Raw genomic sequence first — 20,785 nt, forward strand, 5'->3', positions numbered from 1 at the left:
AACAACGCCTTCGGCGTGTCGCCGGGCGGAGCTGCGCCTGTTCCTCGGGGGCCGGTGCGGTGGAGTCCTACGCTGGCGGTCATGGTCAGGAATGTCGAACAACCCTCTCAGGCCCCGGATCGCGGCGCCTCCCTGGGGTTGCCCGCCGCCGGGGCCGGCTCGCTGGCCTCGTTCAGCAGGCGGGCCGGCGGCTTCGTCGTCGACGCCCTGGGCACGGCGCTGATCGGCTGGGCGTTCACCGCGCCCGACGGACCCGGCAACTGGAGCCTGGTGATCTTCGGCGTCCTCACCGTGGTCACGCTGGTGCTCTTCGGCCAGACGCCGGGGCACCGGGTGTTCGGCATGCGGCTGGCCCACCCTAGGCCCGGCGCCCGCCTGGCGCTCTGGCGCGCCGTCGTCCGGACGGCCCTGCTGATGTTGCTGGTGCCCGCCCTGCTCGTCGACGCCGACGGCCGCGGCCTGCACGACCGGCTGACCGGCACCGCCGTCGTCCTCGACTGACCCCGCCTCGCCCCGATCATCGCCCCGCGGCAACCAGGACGGCGACGGGCGGCGACAGGGGGCTCGGGATGGCGAGAGCCCCGCACCGATCGGTGCGGGGCTCTCGGTCGTGCGGGGTGGAGGTCAGCGCCGGCGGACCTGGCGCTGGCTGATCGACATCTGCCGGCCACCGGGCAGCGGGCCACCGGGGACCGGCATGCGGGGGCCGCCCAGCGCGCTCATCCGCCGGCCCAGGGAGTTGACCTCGGCGGCGCTGAGGTTGCGCGGGAGCTTCATCACGTGGGTGCTCAGCTTCTTCAGCGGCACCTGGCCCTCGCCGTCGCCCACCACGACGTCGTAGATCGGGGTGTCGCCGACCACGCGGGCGATCTTCTTCTTCTCCTGCGCGATCAGCCCGCGGACGCGGCCCGGGGAGCCCTCGCCGACGAGGATGATCCCCGGCCGGCCCAGCACCCGGTGCACGGAGTCCAGCTGGGGGGTGCCGGCGACGCCGGAGGAGACCCGCCAGTCACCCCGCATGCCCTCGAGCACCCATGCGGCCGCACCGGGCTGGCCCTCGACCTGGCGGTAGGCCGACCCCTGGGCGCGACGGCCGAAGACGACCAGCGCCGCGAGGCCACCGGCGAGCAGGGCCAGCGGGATGAAGAGGATCGGCGAGCTCAGCAGGATGCCGACCAGCTCGACGACGGCGGCGACGCCAACGAACCAGATGAGCATGACCCAGGGGAGCTTCGGGTCGTTCTTCCGCGTCAGGGTGTAGGCCTGCTTGATCATGCGGCCCTGGCCGCGGACCTTCTTCAGGCGGCCCACCTTGGGCTGGCCGTTCTTGTCCAGCTTCGGCGCCTTGCCGGCCTTGCCCGCCTTGCCGGAGGCGGTGGCGCCGGAGGCGGTGGCACCGGAGGCGGTGGCACCGGAGGTCCGGCCGCGCCCACCGTCCTTCGGGGCGCGCCCGGCGTTGCCGCCGGGAGCGGTGGGGTCAGAGGACTTGCTGCGTGCCATGGCCCCAGGATAGGGCCGCCGCCCGCGCCCGCCCCCGACCCGCCGGTGCCGAACCGCCGAGTCAGCCCTGAGGGGTGAGCCCGCGGGCCTCGATCGCCTGCTGGTAGAGCCGCCCGGCGCGGTAGGAGCTGCGCACGAGGGGCCCGGCCAGGACACCCGGGAAGCCGATCTCCTCGGCGTCCTTCTGGAACTGCACGAACTCGTCGGGCTTGACCCAGCGGACGACGGGGTGGTGCCGGGGCGAGGGGCGCAGGTACTGGGTGATGGTGAGCAGGTCGCACCCGGCGTCGTGCAGCGCCTGCATCGTCTCCACGACCTCGTGCGGTTCCTCGCCCATGCCGAGGATCAGGTTGGACTTGGTCACCAGCCCCGCCTCGCGGGCGGCGGTGATGACGGCGAGCGACCGCTCGAAGCGGAATCCGGGGCGGATGCGCTTGAAGATCCGCGGCACCGTCTCGACGTTGTGCGCGAGCACCTCGGGCCGGGAGGAGAACACCTCGGCGAGCTGGTCGGGGTCGGCGTTGAAGTCGGGGATCAGCAGCTCGACGCCGCAGCCGGGGAGCGCGGCGTGGATCTGGCGCACCGTCTCGGCGTACAGCCAGGCCCCGCCGTCCGGCAGGTCGTCCCGGGCGACGCCGGTGACGGTGGCGTACTTCAGGCCCATGGTGGCGACGCTCTCCGCCACGCGCCGCGGCTCGTCGGCGTCGAAGTCGGCCGGCTTGCCGGTGTCGATCTGGCAGAAGTCGCACCGCCGGGTGCACTGGTCGCCACCGATGAGGAAGGTCGCCTCCCGGTCCTCCCAGCATTCGTAGATGTTGGGGCAGCCGGCCTCCTCGCACACGGTGTGCAGGCCCTCGCGGCGGACCAGCGACTTCAGCTCGGTGTACTCCGGGCCGGTCTTCAGCCGGGTCTTGATCCACTCCGGCTTGCGCTCGATCGGCACCTGGCTGTTGCGCACCTCGAGGCGCAGCATCTTCCGGCCGGCGGGCGCGATCCGGGAGTCCTGGACGGCGGTCTGCTCAGGGTTCCTCGGCGGTGCCTCGCTCATGATCCCCACGGTACTCGCGAAGACGCCGCAGCCCCCGTCGCACGGGGCGACGGGGGCTGCGGCGGTGGAACGGTGCGCGCGGTCAGACCTGCTTGTCGTCCGGACCGGCGGTCGGGCCCGCGGTGGCGCCGCCACCGGAGGTGAAGGGCTCCGGGGTGTTCTTGATGTCCTCGCCCGCGCTGTCGGGGCCGTCGCCGTCGGCGAACTGGGCGTCCCGGACGCCCATGTCCGACTCCGGCGGCGCGGAGTCGCCGGTGGTGTCGGCGGTGGACACGGTCTTGCCGGAGGTGCTGTCGGAACTGGGCACGGGGTCCTCTCGGTAGCTGGGCACCGGGCCGTCACCGCTCGGTGCGGGCGTCCACGCGTCGTTCTTCTTGCGACGCAGCAGGACGAACGCAGCAGTACCCGCGGCGAGCAGAACGAACACCCACGGCCAGCGGCGCGGCTCGGGCTCGACGCCCGTCCGGCGCCGGACCGTCTTCGCGGTGGCGACCGCCGCCTTCTCGAACTCGCGGTGCTTCTTGCCGGCCTTCTTGCGGGCCTTCTTCGCGGTCTTCCGCGCCTTGCGGGTGGACTCCGCCGCAGCGGCGGCCAGCTCCGCACGGCGTGCGTCGACCTCGCTGCGCGCGCTGTCGACCCCCGCGACCAGGGTGTCACGGGCGCTTTCCAGCGCCGGCGTCACCGCCTGCCGCGCCGCCAGGACCCGCGGGGTCGCGTAGGCCAGCGCCGAGGCCTGCGCCGCGGTCAGCCGCGGCCCGAAGTCCTCGGTGAGCGCCCTCTGGGCCGCCTTCTGCGCGGCCTCCACCCGAGGAGCCAGGTCGGCTGCCGCGCGGTTGGCGGCCGCCTGGGCCGACAGCACCGCGGCGGCGACCTTCGGCGCCGCCTCGCGAGCGGCGTCCACCCGGGGGCCGAAGGCCTCCCGAGCAGCGTCGACCCGGGGGCCGAAGGCCTCCCGAGCAGCGTCGACCCGGGGGCCGAAGGCCTCCCGAGCAGCGTCGACCCGCGGGCCCAGGGCGTCCCGGGCGGCCTCCATCCGGGGACCGAGCGTGTCGCGGGCGGTGGCGACGGCCGGGGCGGCCACCGCCACGGCGGCTGCCACCTTCGGGGCGACGGCCCGCTGGGCCGCCTCCAGGGCCGGGCCCGCGGCATCGCGGGCGGCCTCCACGCGTGGACCGAACTGTTCGGCTGCGGCGCGACCTGCCTCGGTCGCCGCCGTCCCCAGGTGGGCCAGGCCCTCCTGTACTTCGGCGCTGATGACCTCGCCGCGCGTCTTCTTGCGGAACACGAGCTGTACCTCCGAGTTGATCGTCTGGCGATCATCCTGCCCGGTCCGGCCGGTAAGCACACCCCGAGACCGCAGCCGGGTCGGCGATGGGGAGTGCTCCTCGTTACGGTCCGGACGTGCAGCTGCGCATCTTCACCGAACCCCAGATGGGCGCGACCTACGACGACCTGCTCGCGGTCGCGCGCCGCACCGAGGAGACCGGCTTCGACGCCTTCTTCCGGTCCGACCACTACCTGACCATGGGCGGGAACGGCCTGCCCGGCCCCACCGACGCGTGGATCACCCTCGCCGGGCTCGCCCGGGAGACCAGCCGGATCCGCCTCGGCACGCTGATGACCGCCGGCACGTTCCGGCTCCCCGGGCCGCTGGCGATCTCGGTGGCGCAGGTCGACCAGATGAGCGGGGGCCGGGTCGAGCTGGGCATAGGCTCCGGCTGGTTCGAGGCCGAGCACACCGCCTACGGCATCCCGTTCCCGCCGCTGGGGGAGCGCTTCGACCGGTACGAGGAGCAGCTGGCCGTGCTCACCGGGCTGTGGCGCACCCCGGTCGGGGAGACGTTCGACTTCGACGGGCGGTACTACCGGCTCTCGGGGTCACCGGCGTTGCCCAAGCCGGTGCAGGACGGCGGCGTGCCGATCCTGGTCGGCGGCGCGGGCAAGAAGCGGACGCCGCGACTGGCGGCCCGGTACGCCGGCGAGTTCAACGTCCCGTTCATGCCGGCCGCCGACAACGCCCGGCTCTTCGCCGGCGTGCGGGAGGCGTGCGACGAGGCGGGCCGGGACCCGTCGTCGCTGGTGTACAGCTCGGCGCTGGTGCTCTGCGTCGGGCGTGACGAGGCGGAGTTTGCCCGCCGTGCCGCCGCCATCGGCCGGGACGTCGCCGAGCTCCGGGAGCACGGGATCGCGGGGACGCCGGCCGAGGCGGTCGACACCCTCGGGCGCTACGCCGAGGCCGGCGCCCAGCGGGTCTACCTGCAGGTGCTCGACCTCGCCGACCTCGACCACCTCGACCTGGTGGCCGCCGAGGTGGCGCCCCGGCTGGGCTGAGGCGCCAGCTCCCGGTCTCACGGACGGCGGCCCCGGGTGAGGGCGTGCATCGGGGTGAGCTGCGCGTTGCCGAGGTCGGTGAACCCGTGCCGGGCCAGCAGGTCGTCGTAGGCGGCGCGGGGGAGCAACTGGTCGTCGATCTGCGCCTCGAAGAACTGGATCCCGCTCATGATCCGGCCCGGCACGGTGCGCAGGCCGTCGTCGTTGTCCGGGAACGGGAAGTCGGAGATGACGAACCAGCCGCCCGGCTCGAGCGCGGCCCGCACGTTCCCGGTCACCCGGTCGATGTCGCGGCACTCGTGCATCGAGATGTTGTTGACGACGACGCGGGCCGGGGTGTCGATCGCCATGTCCTCCAGGGCGCTGTGCACCAGCTCGGCCCGGTCGCTGACGCCGACCTCGTCGACGCGGGCCCGGGCGAGGTCGATCGAGTGCTGGTCGCCGTCGACGCCGACGACGGTGCACCGCGGGTACGTGGTGACCAGCCGCACCAGGCCGACGCCTGCGCCGCAGGCGGTGTCGACGATCCGGCAGCCGGCAGCCCGGTGGCAAGGCCATGGAGCTGCTCGACGAGCGGTGGACGCTGCTCGTCGTCCGGGAGCTCATGATGGGTCGCGAGGACGAGCTGGTGGGCCACGTCGCCGGGGATGTTGCACGTCCAGGCCGCGGCCGCGGCCCACCAGGCGTGCCGCTCGGCGGGCATCCGCCGGGCCGCCTGCAGGCACGCGACGACGGCGAGCGCCGGCGCGAGGAGGGACAGGACGCCGGAGTACACGAGGGACTCCGCCGGGGTGTGCGGCAGTTGCCAGGTGTCGGTCGCGAAGGCTGCCGTGACGGCGAGGACGGCGAGCACCACCGGCCGCGACACCGCCTCCCACCAGGCTGTTCTCCGGTCGTCAGGTGGGGCGCCACGCACGCGCGCACCCTGTCACAGCGCGGTCCGGCGAGGGCCGGAACCGGTGTCCGAGGCGCGCGCCGGGGTCCCCGCGGGGGACACCGGCCCCCGCGGCGCGGGGACCGTGGGCGCGGCCGCCCGCGGCGCGGGGCGGTCGGCCAGCCAGCGGACGAACTCCGCGACCGCCATGGGCCGGGCCATGGCGTAGCCCTGGGCGACGTCGCAGCCCAGCCCGGCGAGCACCGCGGCCGTCTCGTCGTCCTCCACGCCCTCGGCCACGAGGCTGAGCCCGAGGTCGTGGGCCAGCGCCACGGTGTGCCGGACGATGGCCGTCGCGCGGCTGTCGCCGCCCACGTCGTGGGTCAGGCTGCGGTCGAGCTTGAGCTCGTCGGCCGGCAGGTGCCGGAGGTAGGCCAGCGAGCTGTAGCCGGTCCCGTAGTCGTCGATGGAGGTGCGGACCCCCAGCCGGCGCAGCTGTCCGAGCACCTGACCGCCGCGCTCGGGGTCGCTCATGAGGGTGTCCTCCACGAGCTCCAGCGTCAGCGCGCCGGCGGGCAGGCCGTGACGGAGCAGCGCCTGGGCGACCTTCGCGGGCAGGTCGAGGTCGGTCACGTTGGCCGCGGACAGGTTCACCGAGACCGGCACGGGGCGCTCGGGCCACCAGCGGGCAGCCGCGGACAGGGCGAGCTCGAGCACCACGTCGGCGAGCGGGCGGAGCAGTCCGGCCTGCTCGGCCGCCGGGAGCAGATCCGCGGGGAAGAGCAGGCCCCGCTCCGGGTGCTGCCACCGGACCAGCGCCTCGGTGCCGACGACCGCCCCGTCGAGCAGACCGATCTGGGGCTGCAGGAACACCTCCAGCCCCTCGCCGGAGTCCAGTGCGGCCCGCAGTTCTCCCATCGTTCGCAGCCGATCGCCGGCGGCGCTGTGCGGATCGGGGACGTAGACCTGCACGCCCGACCGGCTCGACTTCGCCGAGTACATGGCGACGTCGGCGCACCGCAGGAGCTCCTCGACGGTCGCGGCGGGCACCGGGGCGCTGGCGACGCCGACGCTCACCCCGACGTGCAGCCGGATCCCCTCGACGGTGACCGGCTGGAGGATCAGGGCGCGCAGCCGCTCGGCGAGCGCCTCCGCCTCCTCCAGCCCGGCGTCGGGGAGCAGGACGGCGAACTCGTCACCACCCAGCCGGGCGAGGAGGTCCCCGCTGCGCAGCGCTGGTTGCAGCCGCGGCCCGATCTGCCGCAGGAGGTGGTCGCCGGCGTGGTGGCCGAGCCCGTCGTTGACCTCCTTGAAGCCGTCCAGGTCCATCAGCAGCAGCGCGGCGGGGCGCTGGGCCGAGGCGGTCGCCATGACCGCGCCGACCCGCGCGAACAGGGCCCGGCGGTTGGGCAGGCCGGTCAGCTCGTCGGTGAGCGCCTGCTCCCGGACCTCGTTGAACGCGCGCACTTCCCGGAAGGTGATGGCCGTGCGGCACAGGGCCGCGAGCACGCAGCCGACGGCCAGCCAGGCGGCCGCGGGGTTCATCTGGTCGCCGAAGCCGGCGCCCAGCACGAACAGGCTGGCCACGTTGCACGCCAGCGGAACGGTGAGCACCCGCCAGCCGACCCGGGCGGCCCCTGACTGCGGGGACGTCGGGGGCTCGGCGTCGGTCGCGTGCGCCGCCATGGCCATGAGGACGACGCCGGCGAGCCACGTCAGGTCCAGCGGACCGCCCTCGACGTAGACGCCCTGGGTCGCGAGGTCGAGGTAGACGATGTCGCCGACCAGGTTCGCGGCGATGCCGGCGCCCACGAGCAGCAGGGTGCGGTCACCCCGGACGCCCAGGATGGCGCTGACCGCGACGAGCAGCGCCAGCAGGACGACGTCGGCGATCGGGTAGGCCAGGTTGGTGGCGACCGAGGCGAGGTCGCCCTCGGTCGCTTCCAGCGCGGGACCGAGCAGGACGGCGACCGCGACGGCACCCGCGCCGAGGGCCCCGACCACGCCGTCGAGCCACATGCTGCCGTGGAAGTGGGCGACCCGCGCCCGGATCAGCGCGACGAGGGCGACGTAGAGCGGGAGGTAGTAGGCCAGGTAGAACCCGTCGGCCAGGGACGGGTACGGCTCCACCTCCATCGGCGCGATCACCAGCGTGTAGACGACGTTGCCCGTGACCCCCAGGGCGAACGCGCACGCCAGGGACCACCAGGCGAGCCGGTCGGTCGGGCTCCGGCGGGCGGCGAGCGCGCACACCACCATGCCGGCCAGGTAGACGGCGTTGTAGAGGACCAGGTCGTAGCCGTGCGCCCAGAACGTCCCGTCGGGACGGTGCCCGATCCCGGTGGCGAACAGCGCGAACGTCACGAGGACGGCTGCCAGCGGCAGCGGGGAACGGCTGCCGGACGAGCCCACCGTGGAGGGCCGGCGACGAGGGATCAGGTGCACGCGGGGTAGATCGGCCGGTCGACGCCGGAATCGAGCGGTCCGCGCCGTCGCCCTCACCCCCGGGGGTGAGAGCGGCCGGCACGGGGCTGCGCCGGCCAGGCGGTAGCATCGGGCGCGTGACCGGGCGGCTCCTGCTTCTCCGGCCGTGCTGACCTGACACGTTCGGACAGCACGGCGACCCCTCCTGCGTGAGGGGTTTTTTCTTGCCCACCCACCGGCACCGCACCGCGCGCACCACGATCCGGGAGCACGAGACGATGAGCCAGACGGACAGCCTGCCCAGCACCGGGCCCGCGGGCGACGGCGTCCCCCCGCACCGGTACACCCCGGCGCTGGCCCAGCGCATCGAGCTGGCCTGGCAGGACCGCTGGGAGGCCGAGGGCACCTTCCACACGCCCAACCCGGTGGGCCGGCTGAGCGCGGGCTTCGACAAGGTCGCCGACCGCCCGAAGTACTTCGCGATGGACATGTTCCCGTACCCGTCGGGTGCGGGCCTGCACGTGGGCCACCCGCTGGGCTACCTCGGCACGGACGTGACCAGCCGGTTCCGCCGCATGGACGGCGACAACGTGCTGCACCCGATGGGCTACGACGCCTTCGGCCTGCCCGCCGAGCAGTACGCCGTCCAGACCGGGCAGCACCCGCGGGTCACCACCGAGGCGAACATCGCCGCGATCAGGGCGCAGCTGCGCCGCCTGGGCGTCGACCACGACGACCGCCGGACCTTCGCCACCATCGACCCGGGCTACTACAAGTGGACCCAGTGGATCTTCCTGCAGATCTTCGGGTCCTGGTTCGACGAGACGCGGAACAAGGCGCGGCCGATCGACGAGCTCGTCGCCGAGCTCGACGCCGGCACGCGCGAGCCGGCCGCCGGCACCAACCCCTCCGGCCGCCCGTGGGCCGAGCTGGACGAGGCCGAGCGGGGTGCCGTCGTCGACGCGCACCGGCTGGCCTACCTGCACGAGGCGCCGGTGAACTGGTGCCCGGGCCTGGGCACCGTGCTCTCCAACGAGGAGGTCACCCCCGACGGTCGCTCCGAGCGGGGCAACTTCCCGGTGTTCCGGCGCCCGCTCAAGCAGTGGATGATGCGGATCACCGCCTACGCCGACCGGCTGCTGGCCGACCTGGACCGGCTGGACTGGTCGGACTCGCTGAAGCTGATGCAGCGCAACTGGATCGGCCGCTCGACGGGCGCGAAGATCCGGTTCGCCGCCGGCAGCGAGACGATCGAGGTCTTCACCACCCGCCCCGACACCCTGTTCGGCGCGACGTACATGGTGCTGGCGCCGGAGCACCCGCTGCTCGGGCAGCTGACCGCCGCCGAGTGGCCGGACGGCACCGACCCGCGCTGGACCGGCGGCGCCGCCACCCCGGCCGAGGCGGTGCGCGAGTACCAGCGGCAGGCCTCCCGGCGCTCGGAGCTGGACCGCCAGGACGCCGGCCGGGAGAAGACAGGCGTCTGGCTGGGCGTCACCGCCGTCAACCCGGTGAACGGCCGCGAGCTGCCGGTGTTCATCGCCGACTACGTGCTGACCGGCTACGGCACCGGCGCGATCATGGCCGTGCCCGGCGAGGACCAGCGCGACTGGGAGTTCGCCAGGGAGTTCGGCCTGGAGATCGTGCCGACCGTCCAGCGGCCGGAGGGCTTCGACGACGCCAGCGGCGCGTACACCGGGCCCGGCGCGATGATCAACTCGGCGAACGAGGAGATCTCGCTGGACGGCCTGGACAAGGCCGAAGCGATCGCCCGGATCACCGAGTGGCTCGTGCAGCGCGGCGCCGGCGAGGCGACCACCACCTACAAGCTGCGCGACTGGCTGTTCAGCCGGCAGCGCTACTGGGGTGAGCCGTTCCCGATCGTCTACGACGAGGACGACCGCCCGGTCGCGGTGCCCACCTCGATGCTGCCGGTGCTGCTGCCCGAGGTCGACGACTACTCGCCCAAGACGTTCTCCGACGACGACGCCGACTCCGCTCCGGAGCCGCCGCTGTCGCGGGCCGGCGAGTGGACGACGGTCGAGCTCGACCTCGGCGACGGGCCGAAGAAGTACCGCCGCGAGACCAACACGATGCCGAACTGGGCCGGGTCGTGCTGGTACTACCTGCGCTACCTCGACCCCGGCGACGACGAGCGGATGGTCGACCCGGAGCTCGAGCGCTACTGGATGGGGCCGCGCGGCGAGGGCGACACCGGCGGCGTCGACCTCTACGTGGGCGGCGTCGAGCACGCGGTGCTGCACCTGCTGTACGCCCGCTTCTGGCACAAGGTGCTGCACGACCTCGGCCACGTCTCCAGCGAGGAGCCGTTCCGCCGGCTGGTGAACCAGGGCTACATCTCGGCCTACGCCTACACCGACGAGCGCGGCTTCTACGTGCCCGCGGCCGAGGTGGTCGAGAAGGACGGGCAGTTCCTCTTCGAGGGCAAGCCGGTCAACCGCGAGTACGGGAAGATCGGCAAGAGCCTCAAGAACATGGTCACGCCGGACGAGATGATCGGCGCCTACGGCGCCGACACCTTCCGGGTGTACGAGATGTCCACCGGCCCGCTGGAGCAGTCCCGGCCGTGGGAGACCAAGGCCGTCGTGGGCTCGCAGCGCCTCCTGCAGCGCATCTGGCGCGTCGTCGTCGACGAGGAGACCGGTGCCGTCCGTGCCGCCGACGTCGCCGCCGACGACGAGACCCAGCGTGCGCTGCACCGGGCCCTCGCCGGGGTGCGGGACGGCTACACAACGCTGCGGTTCAACATCGCGATCGCCCGGATCACCGAGCTGACCAACCACCTGACGTCGGCGTTCGGTGCGTCGTCACCGGTGCCGCGGCCGGTGGCCGAGGCGCTGGTGCTCATGGTCGCCCCGCTGGCCCCGCACCTGGCCGAGGAGCTGTGGTCGCGCCTCGGGCACGAGGAGTCTTCGGCGTGGACACCGTTCCCGGAGGTCGAGCAGCGCTGGCTGGTCGAGGACACGGTGCAGGTCGCCGTCCAGGTCAACGGCAAGGTGCGCGCGCAGGTGACCGTGCCCGCGGACGCGGACGCCGCGGCGCTGGAGGCGGCTGCCCGGGCCGACGAGCGGATCGCCGGGTACCTGGACGGCGCGACGGTCCGCCGGGTCGTCGCCGTCCCCGGCCGGCTGGTCAACTTCGTCCTGTGACGTCGCGATCCTCCGGATCGCACCGCGGCCCCGTGCCGTATTCCTGACGCGCGGAGCCCCGCCGTCGTGTCGAGTGGACCCCGCCGGGGCCCGCTCGGCACGACTCGGCCTCAGTGGGGGTGGATGCGGATGATCTCGTGGCGCTCGCTCTCGCGGCGGGTCAGCCGGTGCCACAGCCGCGACGTGCTGTTGCCGAGGGTGAACTTGAGCCCGTACGCCCGGCGTAGGGCGTCGAGCGCCGCCGGCTGCCCCGTGCGGTCGACGAACTCCGCCGTCCCCTCGACGGCCGGCCCGCGAACCCGGCCGCGGACGTCGCAGGGCACCACCGTCACCCGCTCCGTGTGCCGCAGCCGCTTCACCTTGCCGGAATCCGCGCGGGTCCAGACCACGAGCGTGTCGCCGTCCGGCGCCGCCCACACCGGGGTGGCGACGGGCGCGCCGGTGCGCCGGAACGTGGTGAGGCTGACGTACTCGCTGCGGGGGAGCGGGGTCACGCGGCGGAACCGGCGGGCTGCCCCGTGAGGACCCTCGTCATCGCGTCCTCCACCGGCCGCAGCGCGTCGGCCACGGTCACGTCGCGGCCCAGCTCGGCCGACAGCGACGTCACCCCCGCGTCGGGGATCCCGCAGGGGACGATCGCCCCGAAGGCGCCCAGGTCGGGGTCGCAGTTGAGCGCGAAGCCGTGCATGGTGACGCCGCGGGCCACCCGGATGCCGATGGCGGCCACCTTGCGCTCGGGCCGGTGGCCGCTGCCCGGGGCGTCGGCGGGCAGCCAGACGCCGCTGCGGCCCTCGACCCGGCCGGCGTCCACCCCGAACCCGGCGCACACCTCGATCAGCGCGCCCTCGAGCCGCCGCACGTAGGCGACGACGTCGACCGGGTCGGGCAGCGCGACGATCGGGTACCCGACCAGCTGTCCCGGGCCGTGCCAGGTGATCTTCCCGCCGCGGTCGACGTCGACGACCGGGGTGCCGTCCATCGGCCGCTCGTGCGGCTCGGTCCGGCGGCCGGCCGTGTACACCGAGGGGTGCTCGAGCAGCAGGAGGGTGTCGGGTACCTCGCCGGCCACCCGCTGCGCGTGCAGCTCGCGCTGCCGCGCCCAGGCGTCCTCGTAGGGAACGGTTCCGGCGTGCACCACGCGCAGCTCAGCCACGGACCCAGCCTATGCCCGTGGCACGCCAGGCGGCGTGGGGCGATCCGGGTCTCCACCGCGGTGCCGTCGGCGCCCCGCTCCACCCGGTAGCCCGCCGCACCGGGGCGGTCGGCCACCACCTCCACCAGGTCGGTGCCCCGGTAGACCAGCCCGGCGCCGTCGTCGGTGGCGTGGCCGCCGGGCAGCGTGCCGTCGGCGACCAGCCGGTGGTACAGCGGGCGACGCTGCTCCTCGGAGTCGTAGTGGACTTCTGAAGACACTTTGAAACTGTCGGAGGTCGTCCGCTCAACGACTGATCCGGGGCCTCTGTTGAGTGCCACCTTCGAGCGTTGCCGCGAGGGCGCCTACCCGTGCTGCGGGACTTCCTGAACCAGAGGGAGGGCCGGGCGCTCACGAGCGAACACTTGGGATTGCTGTCGATTCAGTTGACACTCGATCCGTGGGACGTGGTCCCGCGAGGAGGATGTCACTGTGCCCGAGAAGTTTCCCGCCCGAGTTCAAGCGTGACGTCGTCCGGGTCGCCCGTAGGGGCGATCTGTGCCACGCCGAGGTCGCTGCCGACTTCGACATCTCGGTGGAGTCGGTCCGTCGCTGGTGCCGGCAGGCCGACATCGACGACGGTGTCGTCGATGGCCAGACCAGTGTCGAGCAGAACGAGCTGGTGCAGCTGCGCCGGGACAAGCGGCGCCTGGAGATGGAGAACGAGATCCTGCGCCGTGCGGCGGCCTACTTCGCCGCGGGCAGCCTCCCAGAATGAGTTACCCGCTGGTCCGCGACCTGGCCGCCGAGGGTATCCCGGTGCGGCTGGCCTGCGGGGTTGCTCGGACACTCGAGGCAGGCCTACTACGCGTGGCTGGCCAACCCGGTCAGCGAGCGTGAGTTGCAGGACGCCTACCTGACCAACGCCCTGATCGACACCTACAGCGACGACCCGGAGTTCGGCTACCGGTTGTTGGCCGACGAGCTCGAGCGCGCCGGCCACACGGTCGGCGCGCGCCGGGTCTGGCGGCTGTGCTCGCAGCAGAAGCTGTGGTCCAACACCGTGCGCAAAGGTCGCCGGGGCACCGGCAAGACCCCCGGTCCGGCGGTGCACGATGATTACGTGCAGCGCCAGTTCTCTGCGCATGCACCAGACCGGGTGTGGGTCACCGACATCACCGAACACCCCACCACCGAAGCCATGCTTTACTGCTGCGCGATCAAGAACCTATTCAGCTAGCGGATCGTCGGCTACGCCTTGGACGAGCGGATGACCGCTCAGCTCGCCGTCACCGCGCTGCGCACGGCCGTGGCCCGCCGCCGGCCGGCGGGGGTCGTAGTCGTTCACAGCGACCGCGGGTCGCAATTTCGAGCAAGATCCTTCCGGGCCGTCCTGGCCGCCGCCGGTCTGCAAGGGTCGATGGGCCGAGTCGCTTCCGCCGGCGACAACGCCGCCATGGAGTCCTGGCACGCCCTGCTGCAGAAGAACGTCCTCGACCGCCGCCGCTGGCGCACCCGCGACGAGCTGCACCAGGCGATCGTGTTCTGGATCGAGCACACCTACAACCGCCGCCGACGGCAACGCGCACTCGGCAAGCTCACCCAGGTCGAGTATGAACTCGCCTTCACCACTCAAGCCGCAGTCGCGGCATGATCAACCCAACCGCTGTCAATTGAACCCAGCAATCCCCAGCTCGATCGCGGGGGACAAGGGGTGGCTGTCTGCCTCGATGCGCAGGTCGATCGGAAGGCCGGCTTCCTCCACCGATGCGGCCAGCGTGCGCAGATCGGTCAGGGACGGCAGCGGCGCCCAGGAGGGGAGGGATCGTCGCGCAGCAGGCCCAGCAGCACGCCCATCTCCCCGATCGCCTGGTGCCCGGTCGTCCGGATGAACTCCAGGACCTCGCAGGCGCGAGATGGAGTGGCTGGCGCCGGCGTTACCCGTCCGGCGCGCCGACGGACCAGTCCGGGCTGTTGCCGGCCAGGAACGCCTCGAAGCCTCGACGCGCTTCGTCCGAAATCCTCGCAGAGCAGTGATCGCGTGCCAACTGCTCGAGTACCGGGTCGTCGAGGCCGCCCCCGTGGCTGAAGCGCCCAATGATCCTCTTCGTCGTCCTCATCGCAGCGGGCCCGTTTCGCAGCAGTTGTGCCACCACGTCGTCGACGCGGCGATCCAGCGCCTCTTCGGGCACCACCTCGTGCACCAGACCGATCCGTCGAGCTTCCGAGGCGTCGAAGCGTTCTCCTGTCAGGGCGTAGCGACGGACCTGCCGTACGGAGATGGCGTCGTTCAACTGGGGGATGATGAAGCCTGGGGTCAGCCCCCACCGGACTTCGGCGATGGAGAAGGTAGCGGTGTCGGCCGCGATCACCATATCGCATGCAGAGGCCATTCCGGTTCCGCCGCCGAAACAGGCGCCTCGGACGACTGCCAGAACAGGGACGGGCAAGGAGCCCAGCTCCATGAACGCCCGCGCGGCCGTGCGCGAACTCTCGAGCGCGGCGGCCTCCCCGGCTTCTCGCACCTTCGCCATCCACCGCAGGTCCGCCCCCGCCTGGAAGTGCTGTCCCGCGCCACGAAGCACCACGACTCGTGCGTCGGGAAGGTCCTCGGACACCGTCCTCACGGCGGATCGCAAGGCGTCTATCAGCTCTTGGTCGTACGCGTTGCCGAGCGAGGGGCGGTTCAGCGTGATGGTCACGACACCGCCCGCATCGACATGGAAGAGCACCGGCGCTGGGCTGGTGGGGCTAGTCACCCGTCCCTCCCTCCGCGATTGACGGCGATGCCGGAAGAGGCGAGGGCACACCGGGGGGCTGAAGTTCCTCCCTCACTATCTCCAGGAACCGTCGCAACAACGGGGAGTCGTCGTCCTTTCGCCACGCCATGACGAGATCTGTCTCCAGGGGCGGCCCCTTCAGGGGACGATGCACGGCGCCTGTCACGGTGATGTGGTGACACGACTGGGGCACCAGCGCCACGCCGAATCCGGCAGCGACGAAACTGACCAGGGTGGCCGTCTGTGACACCTCTTGCACGATCCGGGGGGAGAAGCCCGCGTCGGCACACGCCTGGATGGTCAGGTCGTAGAACGTCGAACCCCACCGACCGGGCAGACTCAGGAACGCCTCCTCTGCCAGGTCCCGCAGATCGACGGCCGCTTCCTTGGCCAGCCGGTGATCCGCGGGAAGTACGATCGTCAGCGGCTCGGTCTCGACGACGCGGGTGCTGAGCTCGGGTACGGCGAAGACGAGCCGGCCGAATCCCACGTCGAGCCGGCCGTCCAACAGGGCCTCCACCTGGGCGGGCGTCAGCATCTCCCCTTGTGCGACAAGAGCAGCGGCCGGCGCTCTCTTCCTGAAGGCGGCAGCGATCCGGGGCAGCAGCGCATACGTCGCAGAGCCGGTGAATCCGATGGTGAGCGTACCGGTCAGACCCTGCGCGGCGCGTACCGCGATCCCATGGGCTTCGTCGACGGACTTGAGGATCGTGTAGGCCTGGTCCATCAGCGCCTGCCCTGCCGCGGTGAGCTTGACGCTGCGCGTGGTGCGGACGAACAGGTCCACGCCGAGCTCACGCTCGAGTTGCCGGATCTGCTGGCTCAACGGCGGCTGCTGGATGTGGAGGCGTTGGGCTGCTCGATTGAAATGCAACTCCTCGCCTACCGTCACAAAGTAGCGGAGATGCCGTAGTTCCACGCGCTCAACCTTCCACAGGCGCCCGGGCGGCACGTTCGCGCTCCCCGACTTCCAAGCGGTCCCGACCGCCGGGTCCCGGGTCGAGACCGCGGTCGGAGCGGAAGGGATGTCCCGCCGGTCACCTCGGGCACTGCTCCCGCCGCGAAGGCTGGGGCGGACGGCCTCCGCTTCCACGGCGGAGAGCCGTGTCCGCCGCTAGGGGCCAAGGTGCGGGCAGTTATCCCCACCACGGGCCGACCTCTGGCGGGCAGTGACCGGGCCCTCGGGGACCGACTCCACGTCATCACCGGAACGGGAGGACCTGCAACACCCGTGCGCACGAAGACAAGGCAGCCGGGGTCGGTCTCGACGTGTTCGCCTGCAACAGGAGGCAGGATCGGTTCGTGAGGAGCGCGCGGTCGGCGCCTTTCACCACGAGCAGATCCGGCTGCCCCGCCGGGGTCACCGGTCCTCTCCCTGTACCGGGCGGATCGACCCGTCGGCGACCATCTCCGCGATGTCGTCCGCGCCGAAGCCCAGCTGGCCGAGCACGTCAAGGGTGTGCTCACCCAGGACGGGCGGAGCCGTCCGGATGGTCGGCGGTGTGCGCGACAGTTTGACCGGCGACCCGAGGCTGCGGATGCGGCCGATCGACGGGTGGTGCTGCTCAATGATCATCTCCCTCTCGAGGACGACCGGGTCCTGCAGCGCGTCTGCCACTGTGTTCACTGGGGCCGCCGGGATGCCGGCTTCGTTGAGCTTCGTGTCCCAGTGGTGGGTGATGTCGGTGGCGAGGACCCGCTCGATCTCGACGCGGAGCTCCTCCCGGTGTTGCACCCGAACGCTGTTCGTGCTGAAGCGCGGGTCGTCTGCCAGATGGTCCGCTCCGATGGCCGCCGCGAGCCTGCCGAACATGCGGTCGTTCCCGGCGGCGAGCATCAGGAGGCCGTCCTTCGTGTGGAACGCCTCCGACGGAACGATGCTCGGGTGGCCGGTGCCGTAGCGCTGCGGCAGCTCCCCGTTGGCGAACCAGGCGCCCGCGACGTTGGTCAGCCACGAGACCTGAGCGTCGAGCAGTGAGATGTCCAGCCACTGGCCCTTGCCCGAGACCTGCTTGTGGTGCAAGGCCGTCAGGATCCCTATGACGGCCCACATGCCGGCGCTGATGTCCGCCGTTGCGACCCCCACTCGCGCCGGTTCCCGGTCGGGAAGGCCGGTGATGCTCATCAGCCCGCTGCGGGCCTGCATGACCGGGTCGTAGCCAGGCCTCTTCGCCTCCGCCCCCGACTGTCCGTATCCGCTGATCGACGCGTAGACCAGGCCGGGGTTGTCGGCGGAGAGGTCGGCGTACCCGAGCCCCAGGTCCGCTGCGACGCCGGGCCGGAAGTTCTCCACCACCACGTCCGCCTGTGCGGCGAGGCGTCGAACCACCGCCTTGCCGCTGGGCGTCTTCAAGTTGATCGCAAGACTCTTCTTGTTGCGGTTGACGCTCAGGTAGTACGCCGCTTCCTGTCCCACGAAGGGAGGGCCCCAGTGCCGCGTGTCGTCACCCCGTGCGGGTTCCTCGATCTTGATGACGTCGGCGCCGAGGTCGGCCAGGATCATCGTCGCGAACGGTCCGGAGAGGACGCGGGTGAGATCGATGACGCGGATGCCCTCCAGCGCTCCTGCGCTCTGCCCGCCGTGCTCGTCACTCACCGTAGACACCGCCGTCCCTTCCCAGAGACCGACCACCGTCGATCACCAGGTTGGTACCGGTGATGTAGCCGGCGTAGTCGCTCAGCAGGTAGGTGGCGCCGTGAGCGACCTCGTCCCGGGTTGCCTGTCGCTTCAAGGGGATCGCGCGGACCTGCGCCTCCCATTCGCCCGGCTTGTTGAACAGGTGGTCCATGGCCCCTGTGTCCGCCGTCGGGCCGGGGGTGAGGACGTTGACCCGGATGCCTTGCTGCGCCCAGGCTGCGCCGAGGGACTTCGTCATGGCGAGCACGCCGGCCTTGGCGCTCGTCGAGTGGACGGTGGAGGGGCCCCCGATCATCGATGCGGTGGTTCCGATGTTGAGAATCGACCCGCCGGTGCCGGCGGTGATCATGCGTTGCCCCACCAACTGGGTGAAGTTCCACGTTCCGTCGAGAACGATCCTTACCACGGCCGACCACCCGTTGGGGGACAGGTCCTCGGGACGTGCCTGGAAGTTCCCGGCTGCGCTGTTGACGAGATGGTGGACGGCTCCAAACTCGTCGACCACGGCACTCACGATCTCCGCGGCCCGGTCGCGATCCCGCACGTCCCCGGCGTAGGTACGGACCCGCACCCCTTCGGCCTGCATCTTCTCCGCCGCGACGCTCAGCGCATCGGGACGTCGACCCACCAGGACGACGGTGGAGCCGAGCCGCCCCAGTTCGCCCGCGATGGCCTCGCCGATGCCGGAGCTTCCCCCGGTAACGATCGAGACCCGATCGTTGAACGTGCCCTTGCTTAGCATGGAAGGAAACCCCTCTGATGGCCTGATGTCGGGCGGCCCTCGTCGCAGCGGATGTCTGCATGGATGGACGACCCTTACGCTAGGGCGAGGCACTGATACGGGCAAATACCCGCGTGTTCGGCGTTTGATACATCAAACGTCCCTTTAGGCGTGAGCCTCATGGAAAATTGATATGTCGAAGGCTTCAGACTGGGTCCCAGTCAGATACTTCACATACCTTGCCCCCGCGCCCATGCTGGTCTCCGCCAGCTGTGCCGTCGCTCACACAGAGCAAGGGGAGAAGTCGATGAGGACAACGAAGCCCGTCAGGAGTCTGGCCGCCGTCGCGGCGCTCGCCATCCTCACCGCGTGCGGCGGGACCGCCAGTGAGTCAGACGCGTCCGGTGATCCAGGCGCGTCCGAGGAGTTCCCCACGAAGAGGTTGCGGATCGTGGTGCCGTATCCCGCCGGAGGCGGTACGGACATCGCCGCTCGCGGTGTCGCTCCGTGCATGGAGGAGGCATTGGGACAGAGCGTCATCGTCGAGAACAAGGCCGGTGGAAGCGGTGCGTTGGGGACCCAGGAACTCCTGACCCAGCCTGCTGACGGATACACGATGGAGGTCGTGCTCACGTCCAACGCGGTCGTGACCCCTCTCTCCAACGACGTCGGTTACACGCTCGAGGACTTCCGGGGCGTCGGCCAGATCGCGGAGTACCCCTACGTCCTGTTCACGTCACCGGACTCCCCGTACTCCAGCGCGCAGGAGCTGCTGGAGGCAGCGCAGACCGGCGCCACGTTCATCGCGGCGGCGCCCGGCGCGGCCTCCCAGGGCACCATCGAGCTCGAGCGCATCGCTGCCGAGGGCCTTGACTTCACGATCGTGCCGTTCGATGGCACGGCCGGGGTGAAGACGGCAGTCGTCGGTGGCAACGCCGACGTCGGAATCGCAGTGGTCGACGAGGACATCCTCGCGCAGCACGAGCAGGGAACGCTCAATGTGCTGGCCACCGTGGGGGACGAGCGAGTGGACTACTTGTCCGACGTGCCGGCGATCAACGAGTTCGAGGGCTTCGAGGACCTGGGCCAGGGAACGTCCTACATCGGCTTGGTGGTGCCTGCTGATACGCCTGACGACGTGACCTCGACGCTGGAGTCGACGTTGGAGCAGTGCCTGCAGGACGAGCAGACCGTGGAACGGATCGGTGAGGAGTTCGTGACGCCGGAATTCACCGACGGCGAGGCGCTGATGTCGTCGTTCCAAGCGCAGTCGGAGGCGTACGCCGAGGCGGCCCAGAAGTGACCGGACCCGGCCGCGCGATCTCGGCAGCGCCGGCACCGTGAATCAGCTCTTCCGGCTGGGAGGCGTCCGCACGTCTGTTCCTTGAGCGTGCCTGCGCATCCATCCGTCGACTCCGGCCGCTTGTCCCTCGGGATGACGGCCGAGTCGCCCCCCGGGGGCGGCCGCTGGCGTGTGACCTCAACGCCGCCGGGCAGGTCCTTGGTCGTGGCACGGTTCCCGGGGCCGTGGGGCGGTCCGATGGGCCCGGATTCGGCGCGGGAACCCTGCTAGTGCCGCGGCTGCCAACCTTCGCCCGCGTCGTCGACACACCGGGGGAGGTGCCGTGCTGAGGTCCTGAGTGGGTGGACCGTTTCGTTTGTCTGATCCTGTCTTCCCCGCAGGAGATGCGAGATGGTGCATCGCGTGCAGGTCCGGGCCATCGGCAACGACGAGGGCAACAAGCTGTTGCGGATCGTGCGCCGCAGCAGCGGATCGGTGGTGACCTGGCGAAGAGCGCAGATGGTGCTGCTGTCGGCTCAGGGCATGGCGGTGCCGCAGATCGCCGAGGTGACCTTCAGCAGCGCCGATCGGGTGCGGCACGTGCTGCACAACTTCGACGCCGACGGCTTCGATTCGCTGAAACCGAAGTGCGCCGGCGGGCGGCCACCGAAGTTCGACCTGGCTCAACGCGCGGAGATCAAGAAGATCGCGCTGCCACGCCCGGCCGATCACGGGCTGCCGTTCTCGGTCTGGAGCCTGTCGAAGCTGGCCGACTTCCTGGTCGCCGAGGGGGTGGTCGACGACATCTCCCACGAGGGCCTGCGCACGCTGCTGCGCGACCAAGGTGGCTCCATTCCAAGCCTGCCGCGCGGCCGGGGCGCCTGT

At 71.6% G+C, this 20,785-nt stretch carries 15 protein-coding genes and 3 pseudogenes; 7 read left to right on the forward strand and 11 right to left on the reverse strand.

Annotated features, from left to right (window positions below):
* Positions 1 to 81 precede the first annotated feature (81 nt).
* The gene (locus ACI790_RS11790; RefSeq protein ID WP_456569961.1) at positions 82 to 501 is read left to right on the forward strand and encodes an RDD family protein; all 420 of its coding nucleotides are present in this window, start codon (positions 82 to 84) and stop codon (positions 499 to 501) included.
* A 123-nt stretch (positions 502 to 624) separates the two neighbouring features.
* On the opposite strand, the gene ACI790_RS11795 is transcribed toward ACI790_RS11790, so the two are convergent.
* The 3 genes from ACI790_RS11795 to ACI790_RS11805 form a co-directional block, all read right to left on the reverse strand.
* Complete coding sequence (locus tag ACI790_RS11795) at positions 625 to 1,500, reverse strand: DUF4191 domain-containing protein (RefSeq protein WP_456569962.1); 876 nt, start codon at positions 1,498 to 1,500, stop codon at positions 625 to 627.
* Positions 1,501 to 1,561: 61 nt separating this feature from the next.
* Positions 1,562 to 2,548 carry a lipoyl synthase gene (gene lipA, locus ACI790_RS11800; protein ID WP_456569963.1) on the reverse strand — a complete coding sequence of 329 codons (987 nt, stop codon included), beginning with the start codon at positions 2,546 to 2,548 and terminating at the stop codon, positions 1,562 to 1,564.
* Between the two features lie 82 nt (positions 2,549 to 2,630).
* Positions 2,631 to 3,833, reverse strand: coding sequence for a hypothetical protein (locus ACI790_RS11805; protein ID WP_456569964.1), 1,203 nt, complete (start codon positions 3,831 to 3,833; stop codon positions 2,631 to 2,633).
* Between the two features lie 116 nt (positions 3,834 to 3,949).
* Between ACI790_RS11805 and ACI790_RS11810 the strand changes: the two genes are divergently transcribed.
* The gene (locus tag ACI790_RS11810) at positions 3,950 to 4,879 is read left to right on the forward strand and encodes an LLM class F420-dependent oxidoreductase (protein ID WP_456569965.1); all 930 of its coding nucleotides are present in this window, start codon (positions 3,950 to 3,952) and stop codon (positions 4,877 to 4,879) included.
* A gap of 17 nt (positions 4,880 to 4,896) precedes the next feature.
* On the opposite strand, the pseudogene ACI790_RS11815 reads toward ACI790_RS11810, so the two are convergent.
* Positions 4,897 to 5,442: pseudogene (locus ACI790_RS11815) on the reverse strand (class I SAM-dependent methyltransferase); the annotation flags it as partial.
* A gap of 365 nt (positions 5,443 to 5,807) precedes the next feature.
* A complete protein-coding gene (locus ACI790_RS11820) occupies positions 5,808 to 8,117 on the reverse strand; it encodes a putative bifunctional diguanylate cyclase/phosphodiesterase (RefSeq protein ID WP_456569966.1) in 2,310 nt (769 codons plus the stop codon).
* Between the two features lie 284 nt (positions 8,118 to 8,401).
* Between ACI790_RS11820 and leuS the strand changes: the two genes are divergently transcribed.
* Positions 8,402 to 11,347: a leucine--tRNA ligase gene (leuS, locus tag ACI790_RS11825; RefSeq protein ID WP_456569967.1), complete on the forward strand. Its 2,946-nt coding sequence runs from the start codon at positions 8,402 to 8,404 to the stop codon at positions 11,345 to 11,347.
* A 110-nt stretch (positions 11,348 to 11,457) separates the two neighbouring features.
* Here the strand turns inward: leuS and ACI790_RS11830 are convergent, their stop codons facing one another.
* Both ACI790_RS11830 and lipB read right to left on the reverse strand, forming a co-directional pair.
* Positions 11,458 to 11,841 (reverse strand): PPOX class F420-dependent oxidoreductase, encoded by a 384-nt coding sequence (locus ACI790_RS11830; protein WP_456569968.1) that lies wholly within the window; start codon positions 11,839 to 11,841, stop codon positions 11,458 to 11,460.
* A complete protein-coding gene (lipB, locus tag ACI790_RS11835) occupies positions 11,838 to 12,500 on the reverse strand; it encodes a lipoyl(octanoyl) transferase LipB (RefSeq protein WP_456569969.1) in 663 nt (220 codons plus the stop codon). The genes ACI790_RS11830 and lipB overlap by 4 nt, the downstream gene beginning before the upstream one ends.
* A 17-nt stretch (positions 12,501 to 12,517) precedes the next feature.
* Between lipB and ACI790_RS11840 the strand changes: the two genes are divergently transcribed.
* Complete coding sequence (locus ACI790_RS11840) at positions 12,518 to 12,754, forward strand: hypothetical protein (protein ID WP_456569970.1); 237 nt, start codon at positions 12,518 to 12,520, stop codon at positions 12,752 to 12,754.
* A gap of 209 nt (positions 12,755 to 12,963) precedes the next feature.
* Positions 12,964 to 14,133 (forward strand): annotated as a pseudogene (locus ACI790_RS11845) (IS3 family transposase).
* A 283-nt stretch (positions 14,134 to 14,416) separates the two neighbouring features.
* On the opposite strand, the gene ACI790_RS11850 reads toward ACI790_RS11845, so the two are convergent.
* The 4 genes from ACI790_RS11850 to ACI790_RS11865 form a co-directional block, all read right to left on the reverse strand.
* A complete protein-coding gene (locus tag ACI790_RS11850; protein ID WP_456569971.1) occupies positions 14,417 to 15,238 on the reverse strand; it encodes an enoyl-CoA hydratase-related protein in 822 nt (273 codons plus the stop codon).
* Positions 15,231 to 16,178: a LysR family transcriptional regulator gene (locus ACI790_RS11855; RefSeq protein ID WP_456569972.1), complete on the reverse strand. Its 948-nt coding sequence runs from the start codon at positions 16,176 to 16,178 to the stop codon at positions 15,231 to 15,233. Before ACI790_RS11855 ends, ACI790_RS11850 begins: the two co-directional genes overlap by 8 nt.
* A gap of 441 nt (positions 16,179 to 16,619) precedes the next feature.
* On the reverse strand, positions 16,620 to 17,855 hold the full coding sequence (locus ACI790_RS11860) for a CaiB/BaiF CoA transferase family protein (RefSeq protein WP_456569973.1): 1,236 nt from the start codon (positions 17,853 to 17,855) through the stop codon (positions 16,620 to 16,622).
* Positions 17,848 to 18,639 (reverse strand): SDR family oxidoreductase, encoded by a 792-nt coding sequence (locus ACI790_RS11865; RefSeq protein ID WP_456569974.1) that lies wholly within the window; start codon positions 18,637 to 18,639, stop codon positions 17,848 to 17,850. Before ACI790_RS11865 ends, ACI790_RS11860 begins: the two co-directional genes overlap by 8 nt.
* Positions 18,640 to 18,925: 286 nt before the next feature.
* On the opposite strand from ACI790_RS11865, the gene ACI790_RS11870 reads away from it, so the two are divergent.
* Both ACI790_RS11870 and ACI790_RS11875 read left to right on the forward strand, forming a co-directional pair.
* The gene (locus ACI790_RS11870) at positions 18,926 to 19,921 is read left to right on the forward strand and encodes a tripartite tricarboxylate transporter substrate binding protein (protein WP_456569975.1); all 996 of its coding nucleotides are present in this window, start codon (positions 18,926 to 18,928) and stop codon (positions 19,919 to 19,921) included.
* Between the two features lie 390 nt (positions 19,922 to 20,311).
* A pseudogene (locus tag ACI790_RS11875) lies at positions 20,312 to 20,722 on the forward strand (helix-turn-helix domain-containing protein); the annotation flags it as partial.
* Between the last annotated feature and the right edge of the window lie 63 nt (positions 20,723 to 20,785).

This window comes from Blastococcus sp. SYSU DS0539 (assembly GCF_054050855.1).

What these genes read in the sequence shown, in the direction of transcription:
- ACI790_RS11790 (WP_456569961.1), top strand. Translation starts at nt 82, where the DNA reads ATGGTCAGGAATGTCGAACAACCCTCTCAGGCCCCGGATCGCGGCGCC.
- ACI790_RS11795 (WP_456569962.1), bottom strand. Translation starts at nt 1,500, where the DNA reads ATGGCACGCAGCAAGTCCTCTGACCCCACCGCTCCCGGCGGCAACGCC.
- lipA (WP_456569963.1), bottom strand. Translation starts at nt 2,548, where the DNA reads ATGAGCGAGGCACCGCCGAGGAACCCTGAGCAGACCGCCGTCCAGGAC.
- ACI790_RS11865 (WP_456569974.1), bottom strand. Translation starts at nt 18,639, where the DNA reads ATGCTAAGCAAGGGCACGTTCAACGATCGGGTCTCGATCGTTACCGGG.
- ACI790_RS11870 (WP_456569975.1), top strand. Translation starts at nt 18,926, where the DNA reads ATGAGGACAACGAAGCCCGTCAGGAGTCTGGCCGCCGTCGCGGCGCTC.